We start from the raw sequence: 15,777 nt of genomic DNA, 5'->3' as shown, positions 1-15,777 counted from the left end.
TGATCGACTTTCTTCGCCGATCGTTGATCTACCAGGTGGTCCCGTTGCGCTGTTCAGCAGGGCTTGACGTACAGCTCAGGGGCCAAACGCAACGGCGTTGAGCTCTGAGGGCAGTCGAATGGCGGCAGTGCGTCAGCAGCAGCCGGGGAGGGTGCGCTTGTTGCGGGCTTCGCTGTTGCGGAGGGCGAGCAGCTCGTCCGCCGGGTAGCCGACCTCCTCCAGGGTCAGCCCGTGCGGGCGGACCACGTGCACCGCGGAGTCGCGGACACCTGCCGCGAGGACCTCGGACGGCCACGACGGAGGACGGTGGCCGTCGCCGACGAAGAGCATCGCGCCGACGAGGGCGCGCACCATGTTGTGGCAGAACGCGTCCGCCCGGACGGTCGCCTCCAGCACCCCGTCCGGACGGCGCAGCCAACTGAGCTGCTGGAGCGTACGGATGGTCGTGGCGCCCTCGCGCTTCTTGCAGTAGGCGGCGAAGTCGTGCTCACCGAGCAGCCGTTCGGCGGCGGCGTTCATGGCGTCGACGTCCAGCGGCCAGTTGTGCCAGAGCACATGTCCGCGTTGCAGCGGATCGACGCCACCGGGGTGATCGGCGACCCGGTACGCGTAGCGGCGCCAGACCGCGGAGAAGCGGGCGTTGAAGTGGGCGGGTGCCTCGGCCACCCGGTGCACGCGTACGTCCCACGGCAGCCGCCCGGCCAGCCGGCGCAGCAGCTGCGCACGGTGCCCGGCCCACAGCTCCCCGGGGAGGTCGACGTGGGCGACCTGCCCGCGGGCGTGCACTCCGGCGTCGGTGCGGCCGGCGACGGTCAGCTCCACCGGTTCCGTGCGGCGCAGCACCACCCGCAGCGCCTCCGCCAGTTCGCCCTGCACGGTGCGGCGGCCGCGCTGCACCGCCCAGCCGGAGAACTCGCGGCCGTCGTAGGACAGGTCCAGCCGCACCCGTACGGAGCCGGGCTCCACTGCGTCACTCACACCAGGATCCTCTCGGGACGACGGACGGGCCCGCCCCCTGGGAAGGGGACGGGCCCGTCCGCTCACGCGGGGGAAGGGGACGCTCAGGCGTCCTTCTTCTCCTCGGCGGCGGCCTCGTCGGCCGGCGCCTCGTCGGACGCTGCCTCGGACGCTGCCTGCGCCTCGTCCTTCGGCGCCTCGTCCTTCGGCTCGTCGTCCTTCGGCTCGTCGTCCTTCGCCGCGTCCTTCTTGAGGTCCGCGGCGGCCTGGTCGCCGGCGGCGTCCTTGGCGGAGCGCTTGGTGGCGGCCTCGGCCTCACCGACAGCGGACTGCTGCACGGTCAGCGCCTCGACCAGCTCGATGACCGCCATCGGCGCGTTGTCGCCGCGACGGTTGCCGATCTTGGTGATGCGGGTGTAGCCGCCCGGACGGTTCTCGTACCGCGGGCCGATCTCGGTGAAGAGCGTGTGGACGACGCCCTTGTCCAGGACCGTGCGCATGACCTGGCGGCGGTTGTGAAGGTCGCCCTTCTTCGCCTTGGTGATCAGACGCTCCGCCACCGGACGCAGGCGGCGTGCCTTCGCCTCGGTGGTGGTGATGCGGCCGTGCTCGAAAAGGCTGGTGGCAAGGTTGCCCAGCATCGCCTTCTGGTGCGCGGCGCCGCCGCCCATACGGGCGCCCTTGGTGGGCTTCGGCATGTTGCTTCTCCTCTTTCTCTGCACCGGCCGTATCAGGTACCGGTGTCAGGCCGTCCGGGCGGACGCCCGGACGGAGTGCGTGTGCCCCTCGCGGGTGCTTCCGTGTCCGGGAGCGCCCGCGAGGGGGTTCCGGACGGGGCCGGGCCCCGTCCGGAGTGGTGTCAGTACTGCTCGGTCTCGACGAAGCCCTGGTCGGCGTCGTCGTCCGCGCCGAAGGCGTCGGCCGCAGCGGTCGGGTCGAATCCGGGCGGGCTGTCCTTCAGGGCCAGGCCCATGCCGGCCAGCTTCGCCTTGACCTCGTCGATCGACTTCGCACCGAAGTTGCGGATGTCGAGCAGGTCCGCCTCGGAACGGGCCACCAGCTCGCCGACCGAGTGGATGCCCTCGCGCTTGAGGCAGTTGTAGGAGCGGACGGTGAGCTCCAGCTCCTCGATCGGCAGCGCCAGATCGGCGGCCAGCGCCGCGTCGGTCGGCGACGGACCCATGTCGATGCCCTCGGCGTCGACGTTGAGCTCACGGGCCAGGCCGAACAGCTCGACCAGGGTCTTGCCGGCGGAGGCCATGGCGTCACGGGGACGCATCGACTCCTTGGTCTCGACGTCGACGATGAGCTTGTCGAAGTCGGTGCGCTGCTCGACCCGGGTCGCCTCGACCTTGTAGGTGACCTTGAGGACCGGGCTGTAGATGGAGTCGACCGGGATGCGGCCGATCTCCTGGCCGACCTGCTTGTTCTGCACCGCAGAGACGTAGCCGCGACCGCGCTCGACGGTCAGCTCCATCTCCAGCTTGCCCTTGCCGTTCAGCGTGGCCAGGACGAGGTCGGGGTTGTGCACCTCGACTCCGGCCGGCGGCGCGATGTCCGCTGCGGTGACCGTGCCGGGACCCTGCTTGCGCAGGTACATCACGACCGGCTCGTCGTGCTCCGAGGAGACGACGAGCTGCTTGATGTTCAGGATGAGGTCGGTGACGTCGTCCTTCACGCCCGGCACGGTGGTGAACTCGTGCAGGACGCCGTCGATCCGGATGCTGGTGACAGCCGCCCCGGGGATCGAGGAGAGAAGGGTGCGACGCAGGGAGTTTCCGAGGGTGTAGCCGAAGCCCGGCTCCAGCGGTTCGATCACGAACCGGGAGCGGAACTCGTCGACGACCTCTTCGGTCAGTGAGGGGCGCTGAGCGATCAGCATGGGTGTGTGCCTCCAGTCTTCGGCAACCGCTATTTGATGCCGAGCCCCCGGGCGTCAGCCCGGGACCTTTACCACAAGGATACGGGCGGCGCGACGCGTATGCGCCCCGCCGCCCGGCCCGAGGGTCCCCGCCTCCCGGCGGGGACCCCTCATGTCGTCTGCTCGCAGCCGCTCAGACGCGCCGGCGCTTGGGCGGGCGGCAGCCGTTGTGCGGGGTCGGGGTGACGTCCTGGATCGAACCCACCTCCAGGCCGGTGGCCTGGAGCGAGCGGATCGCGGTCTCACGGCCGGAGCCGGGACCCTTGACGAACACGTCGACCTTGCGCATGCCGTGCTCCTGCGCACGCCGGGCGGCCGACTCGGCGGCCATCTGCGCGGCGTACGGGGTGGACTTGCGCGAGCCCTTGAAGCCCACGTGCCCGGCCGATGCCCAGGAGATCACGTTCCCGGTGGGGTCCGTGATGGACACGATGGTGTTGTTGAACGTGCTCTTGATGTGAGCGTGCCCGTGGGCAACGTTCTTCTTCTCTTTGCGGCGCACCTTCTTGGCGCCCGCCGTACGGCCCTTCGGAGGCATATGGTTTTACTCCCGTGGAGGTGGTCGGTCCTGCATCTCGGACCGCTGTGACGTGCGAGTTCCGCCAAAAGTGGCGCCGTGGCCGATGCTCTGGCCGACCCGCAGTTGCGTCCGGTGCGGACTACTTCTTGCCCGGCTTCTTCTTGCCGGCGATGGCGCGACGCGGACCCTTGCGGGTACGAGCGTTGGTCTTGGTGCGCTGACCGCGGACGGGGAGACCCCGGCGGTGACGCAGACCCTCGTAGTTGCCGATCTCGACCTTGCGGCGGATGTCGGCCTGGATCTCGCGGCGGAGGTCGCCCTCGGTCTGGAAGTTCGCGTCCACGTACTCGCGAAGCTTGATGAGGTCTTCCTCGGCGAGGTCGCGGACACGAGTGTCCGGGTTCACACCGGTGTTGCTCAGCGCCTCCTGGGATCGGGTGCGACCGATGCCGAAGACGTAGGTGAGGGCGACCTCCACGCGCTTCTCGCGCGGAAGGTCAACGCCGGAAAGGCGTGCCATGGATGTGGCTCCTGATGAGTGGCGGAGGTCTGACGCAGCACCGTTCCCGCAATGCTCAGTGGCGTTACGAGCCGGGTCCCCGGCCTCCGACCGGGGGTGTCGTCCCCACGCGAGGCGTGGGAGCGGGTGACTGCGTTTTTACGTGTTCGCTTGCGTCGCGCGAAGTACCGCGGGTGCTCGGTGGTTCTGCTTCAGCCCTGGCGCTGCTTGTGGCGCAGGTTGTCGCAGATGACCATGACCCGGCCGTGACGGCGGATCACCTTGCACTTGTCGCAGATCTTCTTGACGCTCGGCTTGACCTTCATGGGATGTGAGGTTCTCCGGGTCAGGCCACCACCCCACGGATGTGAGATGCCGGCTCGAGCTACTTGTAGCGGTAGACGATCCGTCCACGCGTCAGGTCGTAGGGAGACAGCTCCACCACGACCCTGTCGTCGGGAAGGATACGGATGTAGTGCATCCGCATCTTGCCGCTGATGTGCGCGAGGACCTGGTGCCCGTTCTGGAGCTCCACCTTGAACATCGCGTTCGGGAGAGACTCGACGACGGTGCCCTCGATCTCGATGGCCCCTTGTTTTTTGGCCATGCTTGAGCGCTTCACCTTCCGGGATCGGCTACCAGTGTTCGGTCCCGGGCATACCGATACACCAGGACCGACGCACTAGTCTACGTCAGCGCCCCGGGAAAAACGAATCCTGGGATTGTCCCCGGAAACCATGATCGTTAAGCCGTTTCCGCCCGAATCGGGCAGATGGGTGCTCCGCCCGGGCGCCCGCTCCGGATCACCGGACCGACGGCTCCGCGGACCCGCCCGCCGGACGCGCGGAACCACTCCGCCGACCTCGGGCCCAGCCCCTCCGAGCCCCGTGCAGCTTCGCGCCACCGGGGCACCACGCCACCGTGTCAGCCCAGCGGGTCCGGTGCCGTACGGACGCCGTACTCCGCCAGCTTCGCAGCGCCGCCGTCCACGGCGGTGAGCACCAGCGGGCCGTCCTCGGTCAGGGCCACCGAGTGCTCCCAGTGGCTGGCCCAGCTCCCGTCGTCCGTCTTGACCGTCCAGTCGTCCTCCAGGACGTGGGTCCTGGCCGTGCCGAGGGAGACCATCGGCTCGATCGCGAGGCACATCCCGGGCACCAGCTTCGGCCCCCGGCCGCGACGCCGGTCGACGTAGTTCAGCAGGTGCGGGTCCATGTGCATCTCGGTGCCGATGCCGTGCCCGCCGTAGTCCTCCACGATGCCGTACTTGCCCGAGCTCGGCCGGGGCTGCCGCCGGATGTACCCCTCGATGGCCTTGGAGATGTCGGACAGCCGGTTGCCCTTGCGCATCGCGGCGATGCCTGCCCACAGGGACTCCTCCGTCACCCGGCTCAGCTCCACCAGCTCCGGCGCGTGGCCCTCCCCCACGAAGACCGTGAGGGCGGCGTCGCCGTGCCAGCCGTCGATGATCGCGCCGGCGTCGATCGACAGCAGGTCGCCGTCCCGCAGCACGGTCTCACGGTCGGGGATGCCGTGCACGACGACCTCGTTCACCGAGGTGCAGATGTTGCCGGGGAAGCCCCCGTAGCCGAGGAAGTTCGGCTTGGCACCGTGGTCGGCCAGCACCTTGGCCGCGACCTCGTCCAGGTCCTTGGTGGTGGCCCCGGGCACTGCGGCCGCCTTGCACTCCCGGTGCATCGCGGCGACGACCAGCCCCGCCTCACGCATCTTCGCGATCTGCTCCGGGGTCTTGATCTCCACCATGGAACTGACGCCTCCTCACATGACGTGCCGCGGATCACCGCCGGGCTGCGGCGGGGCCCGAACGGGCCCCCACCACACGATACGGCGGCGGCGCCCGGAGAGGGGCACCACCGCCGCAGCGGGACGTACTGTCGCGACCGGCGGGGCGGGCCGGACCTCGGTGGCCCGCCCGCTCCGCGGCGCTAGCGGCCGCTGTCGAGTGCGGCCATCGCGCGGTCGGTCACCTCGGGCACCTCGGCGAGCGCGGAGATCGTCGTCACCAGGCCCTGGGCCTTGTAGTAGTCGATGATCGGCTCGGTCTCGGTGTGGTAGACCTCCAGGCGCTTGCGGACGGTGTCCTCCCGGTCGTCCTCCCGCTGGTAGAGGTCGCCGCCGCAGACGTCGCACTGCCCGTCGGCGCTGGAGGGCGTGTAGTCCACGTGGAAGATGTGGCTGCTGTCCTTGCGGCACATCCGGCGGCCGGCGATCCGCTTGACCACTTCGTCCTCGGGGACCTCCAGGTCCAGCACCGCGTCCAGCGACAACCCGGCGTCCCGGAGGATGCCGTCCAGCGCCTCGGCCTGGGCGACGTTCCTCGGGAAGCCGTCCAGCAGGAAGCCCTCCCCGGCGTCCGCCTGCTCCATGCGGTCCTTGGCCATCCCGATGGTGACCTCGTCGGGCACCAGCCGGCCCTCGTCCATGAATGCCTTCGCCTGCTGCCCCAGCGGGGTGCCCTGGTTGATGTTGGCGCGGAAGAGGTCACCGGTCGAGATGTGCGGGATTCCGAAGTTCTGGGCGAGCAGCGCGGCCTGCGTGCCCTTGCCTGCACCAGGCGGTCCAACGAGGAGGATACGCATCAGCGGAGGAACCCTTCGTAGTTGCGCTGCTGGAGTTGGCTCTCAATCTGCTTCACGGTCTCCAGACCGACGCCCACGATGATCAGGATGCTCGTCCCGCCGAACGGGAAATTCTGGTTGGCGTTGAACGCGATCAGCGCAACGGTCGGAACCAGAGCGATCAGACCCAGGTAGAGGGCTCCGGGCCACGTGATGCGGTTCAGCACGTAGCTCAGGTACTCAGCCGTGGGACGGCCGGCCCGGATACCCGGGATGAAACCACCATACTTCTTCATGTTGTCTGCAACTTCTTCGGGGTTGAAGGAGATGGAGACGTAGAAGAAGGCGAAGAACACGATCAGTACGAAGTACGTGATGACGTAGACCGGCGCGTCCTGGCTCTGGAAGTTGTTCTGGATCCAGTCCGCCCATCCGGCCGTCGACCCGCTGAAGGAGACGATCAGCGCCGGGATGTAGAGCAGCGAGGACGCGAAGATGACCGGGATCACACCGGCCTGGTTCACCTTGAGCGGGATGTACGTGGACGTACCGCCGTACGACCGGCGGCCGATCATGCGCTTCGCGTACTGGACCGGGATCCGGCGCTGGGCCTGCTCGACGAAGACGACCAGGCCGACCATGGCCAGACCGCAGACGATCACCACACCGAACTCGATCCATCCTCCGGCCAGTTCACCGGAGCTCTTGATGGCCCACAGCGCGGACGGGAAGCCGGCGGCGATCGAGACGAACATCAGGATCGAGATGCCGTTGCCGATGCCGCGGTCGGTCACCAGCTCGCCCAGCCACATGATCAGGGTGCAGCCGGCGGTCATCGTGATGACCATCGAGACGATGGTGAACAGGGAGTCGTTGGGCACGATCTCGGTGCCGACCGTGCAGCCCTGGAACAGGCTGCCGCTGCGAGCGGTCGCCACCAGGCCGGTGGCCTGGAGCACCGCGAGCGCGACGGTGAGGTAGCGGGTGTACTGGGTGATCTTCGCCTGGCCGGACTGCCCCTCCTTCTTCAGGGCCTCCAACCTCGGGATGACCACGACCAGCAACTGGAGGATGATGCTCGCGGTGATGTACGGCATGATGCCGAGCGCGAAGATGGTGATCTGCATCAACGCGCCGCCGCTGAACATGTTGACGAGGTCGAAGAGGCCCTGGCTGTCGTTCTGGGCCTCGTCCATGCAGACCTGGACATTCTCGTAGCTGACGCCAGGGACCGGGACATGCGCTCCCAGCCGGAAGAGCACGATGATGCCCAGCGTGAACAACAGCTTCTTGCGCAGGTCCGGCGTCTTGAACGCCCGGGTGAACGCGCTGAGCACGGTACCTCCTGCGGCCCCCGCGTCCTACGCGAGAGGTGACGGTCTTGAGTAACGACGGATGGGAAATGCCGCCCGCGCCCGCGCCGATGGGCAGCACGATTGCGGGCAGTGCCCGTTACCTTACCGGCGACAGGGCCCCCCGTGGAACGACCAACCGGGGATGCCCGTTCCTGGGCATCCCCGGTTGGTGTGACATCAACGTGCTCAGGCGAGCTCGGTGACGGTGCCGCCGGCGGCGGTGATCTTCTCCTTGGCGGAACCGGAGACGGCGTTGACCGTCACCTGGAGCGCCACGGAGACGTCACCGGAGCCGAGCACCTTGACGGGCTGGTTCTTGCGAACCGCGCCCCTGTCGACCAGGCCGGTCACGGTGACCTCGCCCCCCTCGGGGTAGAGGGCGGCGAGCTTGTCCAGGTTGACGACCTGGTACTCGGTCTTGAACGGGTTCTTGAAGCCCCGGAGCTTGGGCAGCCGCATGTGCAGCGGCATCTGCCCGCCCTCGAAGCGCTCGGGAACCTGGTAGCGGGCCTTCGTGCCCTTGGTGCCACGACCGGCCGTCTTACCCTTCGACGCCTCACCACGACCCACACGGGTCTTGGCGGTCTTGGCGCCCGGGGCCGGACGGAGGTTGTGGACCTTCAGCGGCTTGTCATCCGCCATCTCAGTCGACCTCCTCGACCGTCACGAGGTGCCGCACGGTGTGCACCATGCCGCGGAACTCGGGGCGGTCATCCTTGACGACCACATCGCGGACGCGCTTCAGACCCAGGGTCCGCAGCGTGTCGCGGTGGTTCTGCTTCGTACCGATCACAGACTTCGTCTGGGTGATTTTGAGCTGAGCCATCACGCACTCACCCCAGCCCGCGCCCGCAGCAATGCGGCGGGGGCGACATCCTCCAGCGGCAGTCCACGACGGGCGGCGATCTCCTCGGGGCGCTGCAGGCCCTTCAGAGCGGCCACCGTGGCGTGCACGATGTTGATCGGGTTGGACGAACCGAGCGACTTGCTCAGCACGTCGTGGATGCCCGCGCACTCCAGCACGGCACGCACCGGGCCACCGGCGATCACACCGGTACCGGGGGACGCCGGCTTGAGCAGCACGACTCCGGCTGCCTCCTCACCCTGGAAGGGGTGCGGAATGGTGCCCTGGATCCGGGGGACCTTGAAGAAGCTCTTCTTGGCCTCCTCGACACCCTTGGCGATGGCGGCCGGAACCTCCTTCGCCTTGCCGTATCCGACACCTACGGTGCCGTCACCGTCGCCCACCACGACCAGCGCGGTGAAGCTGAAGCGACGACCACCCTTCACAACCTTGGCGACGCGGTTGATCGCGACGACCCGCTCGACGTACGCGGTCTTGTCGGCAGCTTGGCCGCCATCCCGCCGGTCCTTACGGTCCCGCCGCTCGCCGCCACCGGCGCCGCCACCGCGACGCTGGGGTCCAGCCATTGGAATTACCTCTCTCGTTTGTCCGCTGTGCGTAGGGACCGGCTCAGAACTTGAGCCCGGCCTCGCGGGCGGCATCCGCCAGAGCGGCGATGCGCCCGGCGTACTTGTTGCCACCGCGGTCGAACACGACCGCTTCGATACCCGCGGCCTTGGCCCGCTCGGCGAGGAGCGCACCGACCTGCTTGGCCTGCGCGCTCTTGTCCCCCTCGCCGCGGACGGAAGCGTCCAGCGACGAAGCGGAGGCCAGCGTGTGGCCCGCGATGTCGTCGACGACCTGCGCGACCATGTGACGGTTGGAGCGGGTCACGACCAGGCGCGGACGCTCGGGGGAACCCGAGAGCTTCTTCCGGATCCGGATGTGACGGCGCTTGGCGGCGGCCCGCTTGTAGGCATCGCCCTTGGCGATCTTGACGCCGAATGCCATGGCTTACTTACCAGCCTTTCCGACCTTGCGGCGGATGACTTCGCCCTCGTACTTGACACCCTTGGCCTTGTACGGGTCGGGCTTCCGCAGCTTGCGGATGTTGGCGGCGACTTCACCGACCTTCTGCTTGTCGATGCCTGCGACGCTCAGCTTGGTCGGCGACTCGACCGCGAAGGAGATGCCCTCGGGGGCCTCCACCACGATCGGGTGGCTGTATCCGAGCGCGAACTCCAGGTTGGAGCCCTTCGCCTGGACGCGGTAACCGACACCGCTGATTTCGAGACGCTTGCTGAATCCCTCGGTCACGCCAGTGATCATGTTCGCCACCAGCGTGCGGGACAGGCCGTGCAGGGCCCTGTTCCGACTCTCGTCGTTCGGGCGGGCGACGACAACGGCGCCGTCCTCACCCTTGGCGACCTCGATGGGCGCCGCGACGGTGTGCGAGAGAGAGCCCTTGGGGCCCTTCACCGCTACCGTCCGGCCCTCGATGGTGACGTCCACACCGGCGGGAACCTGGATGGGGAGCTTGCCGATTCGCGACATGGCTTTTCCTCCGTTCCCTTCCGCTACCAGACGTAGGCGAGGACTTCCCCACCCACGCCCTTCTTGCTCGCCTGCTTGTCGGTGAGGAGTCCGTGCGACGTCGAGATGATCGCCACTCCGAGACCGCCGAGCACCTTGGGCATGCTGGTGGACTTTGCGTAGACCCGAAGGCCCGGCTTGGAAATACGCTTGATGCCGGCGATCGAGCGCTCGCGGTTCGGGCCGAACTTCAGCTCCAGGACGAGGCTCTGGCCCACGGGGGCGTCCTCGACCTTCCAGCCGGTGATGAAGCCCTCCTGCTGGAGGATCTCCGCGATGTGCGACTTGATCTTGCTGTGCGGCATCACGACGTCGTCGTGGTAAGCCGAGTTCGCGTTCCGCAGACGAGTGAGCATGTCTGCGATCGGATCGGTCATGGTCATGTGATGGCCTTCGGCCTCTCTCGCCGGGGTTTCCTGTCTGCGCCATCCCTCTCCCCGCTCAGTGGCGGGACGGGTGCGGCGCGGGGACCTACGGCGTAGTAAGCGACTTTTGGCGGGCGGTGCCCGCGTGGGTCACGGGCGGCGGGCGCCCAACCCCCCAAGCCTACGGCATGTGGGGCGGGCTCCCGCCGGCCAGGATGCTTACCGAGAGTTCCGGGAAAACCTTCCGAGGAAGGGTTACCAGGAGCTCTTGGTGACGCCCGGCAGCTCGCCGCGGTGTGCCATCTGACGAAGGCACACACGGCACAGGCCGAACTTGCGGTAGACGGAGTGCGGCCGGCCGCAACGCTGGCAGCGGGTGTACGCACGCACAGCGAACTTCGGCTTGCGAGCGGCCTTTGCGATCAGAGCCTTCTTCGCCATGCTCAGTTCTCCTTGAACGGGAAGCCGAGGTGACGCAGCAGGGCGCGGCCCTCGTCGTCATTGGTCGCCGTGGTGACCACGGTGATGTCCATGCCCCGGACCCGGTCGATCTTGTCCTGATCGATCTCGTGGAACATGACCTGCTCCGTCAGACCGAAGGTGTAGTTCCCGCGGCCGTCGAACTGCTTCGGCGACAGACCGCGGAAGTCGCGGATGCGCGGCAGTGCGAGCGACAGCGTGCGGTCCAGGAACTCCCACATCCGGTCGCCCCGCAGGGTGACGTGGCAGCCGATCGGCTGGCCCTCGCGCAGCTTGAACTGGGCGATGGACTTGCGGGCCTTCGTCACGGCCGGCTTCTGACCGGTGATCGTGGTGAGGTCGCGGATCGCGCCCTCGATCAGCTTGGAGTCGCGGGCGGCGTCGCCCACACCCATGTTGACCACGATCTTGGACAGACCCGGGGTCTGCATGACGTTCTCGTACGTGAACTCTTCGCGCAGCTTGCCCTGAATCTCTTCACGGTAGCGCTGCTTGAGGCGCGGGAGGTTCGCGGTAGTGGCGCTCATCAGATGTCCTCACCGGTCCGCTTGGCAACGCGGATCTTGTTGCCGTCCTCGTCGAAGCGGTACCCGACGCGCGTGGCGACCTTGTTGCCGTCCTTCTCCACCACGAGCGACACATTGCTCACGTGGATCGGGGCCTCGGTCGTCACGATGCCACCGGTCTTGGAGCCACGAGCGGTCTGGCCGGCCTTGGTGTGCTTCTTGACCCGGTTGACACCCTCGACCAGGACCCGGTCCTCGCGGGGGTAGGCCACGATGACCTTGCCCTGCTTGCCCTTGTCCTTACCGGTGATGACCTGAACCAGGTCGCCCTTCTTGATCTTCATGCTCACAGCACCTCCGGCGCGAGCGAGATGATCTTCATGAACTTCTTCTCGCGCAGCTCACGGCCCACCGGGCCGAAGATACGGGTGCCGCGGGGGTCGCCTTCGTTCTTGAGGACGACTGCGGCGTTCTCGTCGAAGCGGATGTACGAACCGTCCGGGCGGCGGCGCTCCTTCACGGTGCGCACGATGACCGCCTTGACGATGTCGCCCTTCTTCACGTTGCTACCGGGGATCGCGTCCTTCACGGTGGCGACGATCACGTCACCGATGCCCGCGTAGCGGCGACCCGAGCCGCCGAGAACACGGATGCAAAGGATCTCCTTCGCACCAGTGTTGTCGGCGACACGCAGTCGCGACTCCTGCTGGATCACGTCTATCTCCTGATCGTCTGCCGGTTCCCGGCAGGGGCTCCCGCGAACGGGCGGCCCCTGCCGAGCCTGGCGGAACTAGTCCCGAGCGAACTCGGGGGATGGGTTACTTCGCCTTCTCGAGGATCTCGACGATGCGCCAGCGCTTGGTCGCGGACAGCGGCCGGGTCTCCATCAGGAGGACACGGTCACCGATACCCGCGGCGTTCTGCTCGTCGTGCGCCTTGAGCTTGTTGGTACGGCGGATGACCTTGCCGTACAGGGCGTGCTTGACGCGGTCCTCGACAGCGACGACGACGGTCTTGTCCATCTTGTCGCTGACGACAAGGCCCTCACGGGTCTTGCGGAAGCCGCGCTGCTTGTTCTCAGTCACATTCGTCTCGCTCATCAGGCGCTCTCCACCGTCTCGATACCGAGCTCGCGCTCACGCATCAGGGTGTAGATCCGGGCGATGTCCTTGCGGACGGCCTTGAGCCGGCCGTTGTTCTCGAGCTGTCCGGTCGCCGCCTGGAAACGGAGCTTGAACAGCTCCTCCTTGGCCTCGCGCAGCTTCGCAACGAGCTCCTCGTTGCCCAGCTCGCGCAGCTCGCTGGCCTGGGTACCGGCCGTCATCACGACTCACCTGCCTCGCGCCGCACGATCCGGCACTTCATCGGAAGCTTGTGAGCAGCGCGGATCAGCGCCTCACGAGCAATCTTCTCGTTCGGGTAGGACAGCTCGAACATCACCCGACCGGGCTTGACGTTCGCGATCCACCACTCCGGCGAACCCTTGCCGGAACCCATGCGGGTCTCGGCCGGCTTCTTCGTGAGCGGACGGTCCGGGTAGATGTTGATCCAGACCTTGCCGCCACGCTTGATGTGACGGGTCATGGAGATACGAGCTGCCTCGATCTGCCGGTTCGTCACGTAAGCGGGGGTGACCGCCTGGATACCGAACTCACCGAAGGCGAGCTCGGTACCGCCCTTGGCCATACCGCTGCGCTTCGGGTGGTGCTGCTTGCGGTGCTTGACCCTGCGCGGGATCAGCATGACGGTCAGGCCTCCGTTCCGCCGGTAGAAGTGGACGCGGCCTCGGCAGCCGGAGCGGCAGCCGCGGTCGCCTCAGCCTTGGGGGCTGCGGACGACTCGGACTGCGCTGACTGCTGCGGCTTGCGGCCGCGGCCGCCGCGCTCGCCACCGCGACGCGGACGGTCGTTGCCGCCACCGCCGCCGCCGCGCGACGGACGGTTGCCGGCACGGGCCGCCGCGTTCTCGGCGCGGACCTCGGCGATGTTCTTGACGTCGCCCTTGTAGATCCACACCTTCACGCCGATCCGGCCGAAGGTGGTCTTGGCCTCGAAGAAGCCGTAGTCGACGTTCGCCCGGAGGGTGTGCAGGGGCACACGGCCCTCGCGGTAGAACTCCGAGCGGGACATCTCGGCGCCGCCGAGACGGCCACCGCACTGGATCTTGATGCCCTTGGCTCCGGCCTTCAGCGTCGACTGCATGCTCTTGCGCATGGCGCGACGGAAGGAGACCCGCGAGGAGAGCTGCTCGGCGACGGCCTGGGCCACCAGCTGAGCGTCCGTCTCGGGGTTCTTCACCTCAAGGATGTTGAACTGGATCTGCTTGCCGGTCAGCTTCTCGAGCTTGCCGCGGATCCGCTCGGCCTCGGCACCACGACGGCCGATCACGATGCCCGGACGGGCGGTGTGAACGTCGACGCGGACACGGTCACGGGTCCGCTCGATCTCGACCTTGGAGATGCCGGCCCGCTCCATGCCCTGCGTGAGCAGGCGGCGGATCTCGACGTCCTCCTTGACGTAGTCCTTGTACAGCTTGTCGGCGTACCACCGGGACTTGAAGTCGGTGGTGATGCCGAGCCGGAACCCGTGCGGGTTAACCTTCTGGCCCATTACCGGGTTCCTTCCTTGCTGCTGACGACCACCGTGATGTGGCTGGTCCGCTTACGGATCCGGTAGGCACGGCCCTGGGCGCGCGGACGGAACCGCTTCAGGGTCGGGCCCTCGTCGACATAGGCCTCGGAGATGACGAGGCTGCCGGCGTCGGTGTGCTCGTAGTTGTGCGCGGCGTTGGCGATGGCGCTGTCGAGCACCTTGCCGACCGGCACGGTCGCGGCCTGCGCAGCGAAACGCAGGACCGCCTGAGCCTCCGTGGCATCCATGCCACGGATGAGGTCCACCACCCGGCGGGCCTTCATGGGCGTGACGCGCACATAGCGCGCCTGGGCCCTGGCTTCCATGGTTGTCCCTTCGGTGTGAGTCATAGTCTTCGCACTCCGCCGGTCAGCGACGACGCGACTTGCGGTCGTCCTTGACGTGGCCCCGGAAAGTGCGGGTCGGCGCGAACTCGCCAAGCTTGTGGCCGACCATCGACTCGGTGACGAACACCGGGACGTGCTTGCGGCCGTCGTGCACCGCGATCGTGTGGCCGAGCATGGCCGGGACGATCATGGAGCGGCGGGACCAGGTCTTGATGACGTTCTTGGAGCCGGCCTCGTTCTGCACGTCCACCTTCTTGCTCAGGTGGTCGTCGACGAAGGGCCCCTTCTTGAGACTGCGCGGCATCTTTAACCCGCTCCTAGCGCTTCTTGTTCGTCTTGCGGCGGCGGACGATGTACTTGTTGCTGGCCTTCTTCGGCGAGCGAGTACGTCCTTCCTTCTGGCCCCACGGCGACACCGGGTGGCGACCACCGGAGGTACGACCCTCACCACCACCGTGCGGGTGGTCGATCGGGTTCATGACCACACCGCGGACGGTCGGGCGAACGCCCTTCCAGCGCATCCGGCCGGCCTTGCCCCAGTTGATGTTCGACTGCTCGGCGTTGCCGACCTCGCCCACAGTGGCGCGACAGCGCACGTCCACCAGCCGGATCTCTCCGGACGGCATGCGCAGGTGGGCCATGCGGCCCTCCCGCGCGAGCAGCTGCACGGCGGCACCCGCGGAACGGGCGAACTTCGCGCCCCCACCGGGCCGCAGCTCGATGGCGTGCAGCACGGTACCGACGGGGATGTTGCGCAGGGCAAGGTTGTTGCCCGGCTTGATGTCGGCGCTCGGGCCGTTCTCGATGCGGTCGCCCTGCTTCAGGCCGGCCGGCGCGAGGATGTAGCGCTTCTCGCCGTCGGCGTAGTGCAGCAGCGCGATGCGCGCGGTGCGGTTGGGGTCGTACTCGATGTGCGCGACCTTGGCCGGCACGCCGTCCTTGTCGTGACGACGGAAGTCGATCACGCGGTAGGCGCGCTTGTGGCCACCGCCCTGGTGGCGGACGGTCACACGACCGGCGTTGTTACGGCCGCCCTTGCTGTGCAGGGGGCGGACCAGCGACTTCTCCGGCGTGGACCGCGTGACCTCGACGAAGTCGGCGACGCTGGAGCCACGACGGCCCGGAGTCGTCGGCTTGTACTTGCGGATACCCATTTCTCAGTCCTCGTCCGATATCGGACGACT

The 15,777-nt window shown here is 67.6% G+C and carries 27 protein-coding genes; all 27 read right to left on the bottom strand.

The features are described from left to right. Positions 1-132: 132 nt before the first annotated feature. Entirely contained in the window at positions 133-978 is an 846-nt protein-coding gene (truA, locus tag H300_RS0113025) for a tRNA pseudouridine(38-40) synthase TruA (RefSeq protein WP_037980161.1), read from the bottom strand. Positions 979-1,061: 83 nt separating this feature from the next. Further along, positions 1,062-1,655: a 50S ribosomal protein L17 gene (gene rplQ, locus H300_RS0113020; RefSeq protein ID WP_028427783.1), complete on the bottom strand. Its 594-nt coding sequence runs from the start codon at positions 1,653-1,655 to the stop codon at positions 1,062-1,064. Between the two features lie 161 nt (positions 1,656-1,816). Further along, positions 1,817-2,839, bottom strand: a complete 1,023-nt coding sequence (locus H300_RS0113015) for a DNA-directed RNA polymerase subunit alpha (protein WP_028427782.1) — start codon at positions 2,837-2,839, stop codon at positions 1,817-1,819. 172 nt (positions 2,840-3,011) lie between these two features. Further along, positions 3,012-3,416, bottom strand: coding sequence for a 30S ribosomal protein S11 (rpsK, locus tag H300_RS0113010; protein WP_028427781.1), 405 nt, complete (start codon positions 3,414-3,416; stop codon positions 3,012-3,014). Positions 3,417-3,537: 121 nt separating this feature from the next. Next, positions 3,538-3,918, bottom strand: a complete 381-nt coding sequence (gene rpsM, locus H300_RS0113005) for a 30S ribosomal protein S13 (RefSeq protein WP_028427780.1) — start codon at positions 3,916-3,918, stop codon at positions 3,538-3,540. 191 nt (positions 3,919-4,109) lie between these two features. Beyond that, complete coding sequence (rpmJ, locus tag H300_RS0113000; protein WP_003956441.1) at positions 4,110-4,223, bottom strand: 50S ribosomal protein L36; 114 nt, start codon at positions 4,221-4,223, stop codon at positions 4,110-4,112. 59 nt (positions 4,224-4,282) lie between these two features. Further along, the gene (infA, locus tag H300_RS0112995; protein WP_003948620.1) at positions 4,283-4,504 is read right to left on the bottom strand and encodes a translation initiation factor IF-1; all 222 of its coding nucleotides are present in this window, start codon (positions 4,502-4,504) and stop codon (positions 4,283-4,285) included. A gap of 317 nt (positions 4,505-4,821) precedes the next feature. Then, on the bottom strand, positions 4,822-5,658 hold the full coding sequence (map, locus tag H300_RS0112990) for a type I methionyl aminopeptidase (RefSeq protein WP_028427779.1): 837 nt from the start codon (positions 5,656-5,658) through the stop codon (positions 4,822-4,824). Between the two features lie 182 nt (positions 5,659-5,840). Continuing rightward, complete coding sequence (locus H300_RS0112985; RefSeq protein WP_028427778.1) at positions 5,841-6,494, bottom strand: adenylate kinase; 654 nt, start codon at positions 6,492-6,494, stop codon at positions 5,841-5,843. Then, positions 6,494-7,810 carry a preprotein translocase subunit SecY gene (gene secY, locus H300_RS0112980; protein ID WP_028427777.1) on the bottom strand — a complete coding sequence of 439 codons (1,317 nt, stop codon included), beginning with the start codon at positions 7,808-7,810 and terminating at the stop codon, positions 6,494-6,496. Before secY ends, H300_RS0112985 begins: the two co-directional genes overlap by 1 nt. Positions 7,811-8,014: 204 nt before the next feature. Further along, entirely contained in the window at positions 8,015-8,470 is a 456-nt protein-coding gene (rplO, locus tag H300_RS0112975) for a 50S ribosomal protein L15 (RefSeq protein ID WP_028427776.1), read from the bottom strand. 1 nt (position 8,471) lies between these two features. Continuing rightward, positions 8,472-8,654: a 50S ribosomal protein L30 gene (gene rpmD / locus H300_RS0112970; protein ID WP_028427775.1), complete on the bottom strand. Its 183-nt coding sequence runs from the start codon at positions 8,652-8,654 to the stop codon at positions 8,472-8,474. Next, entirely contained in the window at positions 8,654-9,259 is a 606-nt protein-coding gene (gene rpsE, locus H300_RS0112965) for a 30S ribosomal protein S5 (RefSeq protein WP_028427774.1), read from the bottom strand. The genes rpmD and rpsE overlap by 1 nt, the downstream gene beginning before the upstream one ends. A 43-nt stretch (positions 9,260-9,302) precedes the next feature. After that, positions 9,303-9,683: a 50S ribosomal protein L18 gene (gene rplR, locus H300_RS0112960; RefSeq protein ID WP_028427773.1), complete on the bottom strand. Its 381-nt coding sequence runs from the start codon at positions 9,681-9,683 to the stop codon at positions 9,303-9,305. 3 nt (positions 9,684-9,686) lie between these two features. Then, positions 9,687-10,226 carry a 50S ribosomal protein L6 gene (gene rplF / locus H300_RS0112955; RefSeq protein WP_028427772.1) on the bottom strand — a complete coding sequence of 180 codons (540 nt, stop codon included), beginning with the start codon at positions 10,224-10,226 and terminating at the stop codon, positions 9,687-9,689. A 23-nt stretch (positions 10,227-10,249) separates the two neighbouring features. Then, positions 10,250-10,648, bottom strand: a complete 399-nt coding sequence (gene rpsH, locus H300_RS0112950) for a 30S ribosomal protein S8 (protein WP_028427771.1) — start codon at positions 10,646-10,648, stop codon at positions 10,250-10,252. Positions 10,649-10,885: 237 nt separating this feature from the next. Further along, positions 10,886-11,071 (bottom strand): type Z 30S ribosomal protein S14, encoded by a 186-nt coding sequence (locus tag H300_RS0112945; protein WP_028427770.1) that lies wholly within the window; start codon positions 11,069-11,071, stop codon positions 10,886-10,888. Between the two features lie 2 nt (positions 11,072-11,073). After that, positions 11,074-11,637 (bottom strand): 50S ribosomal protein L5, encoded by a 564-nt coding sequence (rplE, locus tag H300_RS0112940; RefSeq protein WP_028427769.1) that lies wholly within the window; start codon positions 11,635-11,637, stop codon positions 11,074-11,076. Then, on the bottom strand, positions 11,637-11,960 hold the full coding sequence (rplX, locus tag H300_RS0112935; protein WP_028427768.1) for a 50S ribosomal protein L24: 324 nt from the start codon (positions 11,958-11,960) through the stop codon (positions 11,637-11,639). The genes rplE and rplX overlap by 1 nt, the downstream gene beginning before the upstream one ends. A 2-nt stretch (positions 11,961-11,962) precedes the next feature. Next, positions 11,963-12,331 carry a 50S ribosomal protein L14 gene (gene rplN / locus H300_RS0112930; protein ID WP_028427767.1) on the bottom strand — a complete coding sequence of 123 codons (369 nt, stop codon included), beginning with the start codon at positions 12,329-12,331 and terminating at the stop codon, positions 11,963-11,965. Positions 12,332-12,434: 103 nt separating this feature from the next. Continuing rightward, on the bottom strand, positions 12,435-12,716 hold the full coding sequence (gene rpsQ / locus H300_RS0112925) for a 30S ribosomal protein S17 (RefSeq protein WP_028427766.1): 282 nt from the start codon (positions 12,714-12,716) through the stop codon (positions 12,435-12,437). Continuing rightward, the gene (rpmC, locus tag H300_RS0112920) at positions 12,716-12,940 is read right to left on the bottom strand and encodes a 50S ribosomal protein L29 (protein ID WP_028427765.1); all 225 of its coding nucleotides are present in this window, start codon (positions 12,938-12,940) and stop codon (positions 12,716-12,718) included. The genes rpsQ and rpmC overlap by 1 nt, the downstream gene beginning before the upstream one ends. Next, positions 12,940-13,359 (bottom strand): 50S ribosomal protein L16, encoded by a 420-nt coding sequence (rplP, locus tag H300_RS0112915; protein ID WP_028427764.1) that lies wholly within the window; start codon positions 13,357-13,359, stop codon positions 12,940-12,942. The genes rpmC and rplP overlap by 1 nt, the downstream gene beginning before the upstream one ends. Positions 13,360-13,364: 5 nt before the next feature. Continuing rightward, entirely contained in the window at positions 13,365-14,225 is an 861-nt protein-coding gene (rpsC, locus tag H300_RS0112910; protein ID WP_028427763.1) for a 30S ribosomal protein S3, read from the bottom strand. After that, positions 14,225-14,572 (bottom strand): 50S ribosomal protein L22, encoded by a 348-nt coding sequence (gene rplV, locus H300_RS0112905; RefSeq protein ID WP_028427762.1) that lies wholly within the window; start codon positions 14,570-14,572, stop codon positions 14,225-14,227. The genes rpsC and rplV overlap by 1 nt, the downstream gene beginning before the upstream one ends. A 43-nt stretch (positions 14,573-14,615) precedes the next feature. Then, a complete protein-coding gene (gene rpsS, locus H300_RS0112900; protein WP_028427761.1) occupies positions 14,616-14,897 on the bottom strand; it encodes a 30S ribosomal protein S19 in 282 nt (93 codons plus the stop codon). Between the two features lie 13 nt (positions 14,898-14,910). Then, positions 14,911-15,747 carry a 50S ribosomal protein L2 gene (gene rplB / locus H300_RS0112895; RefSeq protein WP_028427760.1) on the bottom strand — a complete coding sequence of 279 codons (837 nt, stop codon included), beginning with the start codon at positions 15,745-15,747 and terminating at the stop codon, positions 14,911-14,913. Positions 15,748-15,777 lie beyond the last annotated feature (30 nt).

Source organism: Streptomyces sp. TAA040 (genome assembly GCF_000424845.1).
This window is presented reverse-complemented; position numbering and strand designations above follow the sequence as displayed.

Excerpts from the sequence above, each read along its gene's own strand:
- rplQ (WP_028427783.1), bottom strand. The coding sequence starts at position 1,655 with ATGCCGAAGCCCACCAAGGGCGCCCGTATGGGCGGCGGCGCCGCGCAC.
- H300_RS0113015 (WP_028427782.1), bottom strand. The coding sequence starts at position 2,839 with ATGCTGATCGCTCAGCGCCCCTCACTGACCGAAGAGGTCGTCGACGAG.
- rpsK (WP_028427781.1), bottom strand. The coding sequence starts at position 3,416 with ATGCCTCCGAAGGGCCGTACGGCGGGCGCCAAGAAGGTGCGCCGCAAA.
- rpsM (WP_028427780.1), bottom strand. The coding sequence starts at position 3,918 with ATGGCACGCCTTTCCGGCGTTGACCTTCCGCGCGAGAAGCGCGTGGAG.
- rpmJ (WP_003956441.1), bottom strand. The coding sequence starts at position 4,223 with ATGAAGGTCAAGCCGAGCGTCAAGAAGATCTGCGACAAGTGCAAGGTG.
- infA (WP_003948620.1), bottom strand. The coding sequence starts at position 4,504 with ATGGCCAAAAAACAAGGGGCCATCGAGATCGAGGGCACCGTCGTCGAG.
- map (WP_028427779.1), bottom strand. The coding sequence starts at position 5,658 with ATGGTGGAGATCAAGACCCCGGAGCAGATCGCGAAGATGCGTGAGGCG.
- H300_RS0112985 (WP_028427778.1), bottom strand. The coding sequence starts at position 6,494 with ATGCGTATCCTCCTCGTTGGACCGCCTGGTGCAGGCAAGGGCACGCAG.
- rplO (WP_028427776.1), bottom strand. The coding sequence starts at position 8,470 with ATGGCGGATGACAAGCCGCTGAAGGTCCACAACCTCCGTCCGGCCCCG.
- rpmD (WP_028427775.1), bottom strand. The coding sequence starts at position 8,654 with ATGGCTCAGCTCAAAATCACCCAGACGAAGTCTGTGATCGGTACGAAG.
- rpsE (WP_028427774.1), bottom strand. The coding sequence starts at position 9,259 with ATGGCTGGACCCCAGCGTCGCGGTGGCGGCGCCGGTGGCGGCGAGCGG.
- rplR (WP_028427773.1), bottom strand. The coding sequence starts at position 9,683 with ATGGCATTCGGCGTCAAGATCGCCAAGGGCGATGCCTACAAGCGGGCC.
- rplF (WP_028427772.1), bottom strand. The coding sequence starts at position 10,226 with ATGTCGCGAATCGGCAAGCTCCCCATCCAGGTTCCCGCCGGTGTGGAC.
- rpsH (WP_028427771.1), bottom strand. The coding sequence starts at position 10,648 with ATGACCATGACCGATCCGATCGCAGACATGCTCACTCGTCTGCGGAAC.
- H300_RS0112945 (WP_028427770.1), bottom strand. The coding sequence starts at position 11,071 with ATGGCGAAGAAGGCTCTGATCGCAAAGGCCGCTCGCAAGCCGAAGTTC.
- rplE (WP_028427769.1), bottom strand. The coding sequence starts at position 11,637 with ATGAGCGCCACTACCGCGAACCTCCCGCGCCTCAAGCAGCGCTACCGT.
- rplX (WP_028427768.1), bottom strand. The coding sequence starts at position 11,960 with ATGAAGATCAAGAAGGGCGACCTGGTTCAGGTCATCACCGGTAAGGAC.
- rpsQ (WP_028427766.1), bottom strand. The coding sequence starts at position 12,716 with ATGAGCGAGACGAATGTGACTGAGAACAAGCAGCGCGGCTTCCGCAAG.
- rpmC (WP_028427765.1), bottom strand. The coding sequence starts at position 12,940 with ATGACGGCCGGTACCCAGGCCAGCGAGCTGCGCGAGCTGGGCAACGAG.
- rplP (WP_028427764.1), bottom strand. The coding sequence starts at position 13,359 with ATGCTGATCCCGCGCAGGGTCAAGCACCGCAAGCAGCACCACCCGAAG.
- rpsC (WP_028427763.1), bottom strand. The coding sequence starts at position 14,225 with ATGGGCCAGAAGGTTAACCCGCACGGGTTCCGGCTCGGCATCACCACC.
- rplV (WP_028427762.1), bottom strand. The coding sequence starts at position 14,572 with ATGGAAGCCAGGGCCCAGGCGCGCTATGTGCGCGTCACGCCCATGAAG.
- rpsS (WP_028427761.1), bottom strand. The coding sequence starts at position 14,897 with ATGCCGCGCAGTCTCAAGAAGGGGCCCTTCGTCGACGACCACCTGAGC.
- rplB (WP_028427760.1), bottom strand. The coding sequence starts at position 15,747 with ATGGGTATCCGCAAGTACAAGCCGACGACTCCGGGCCGTCGTGGCTCC.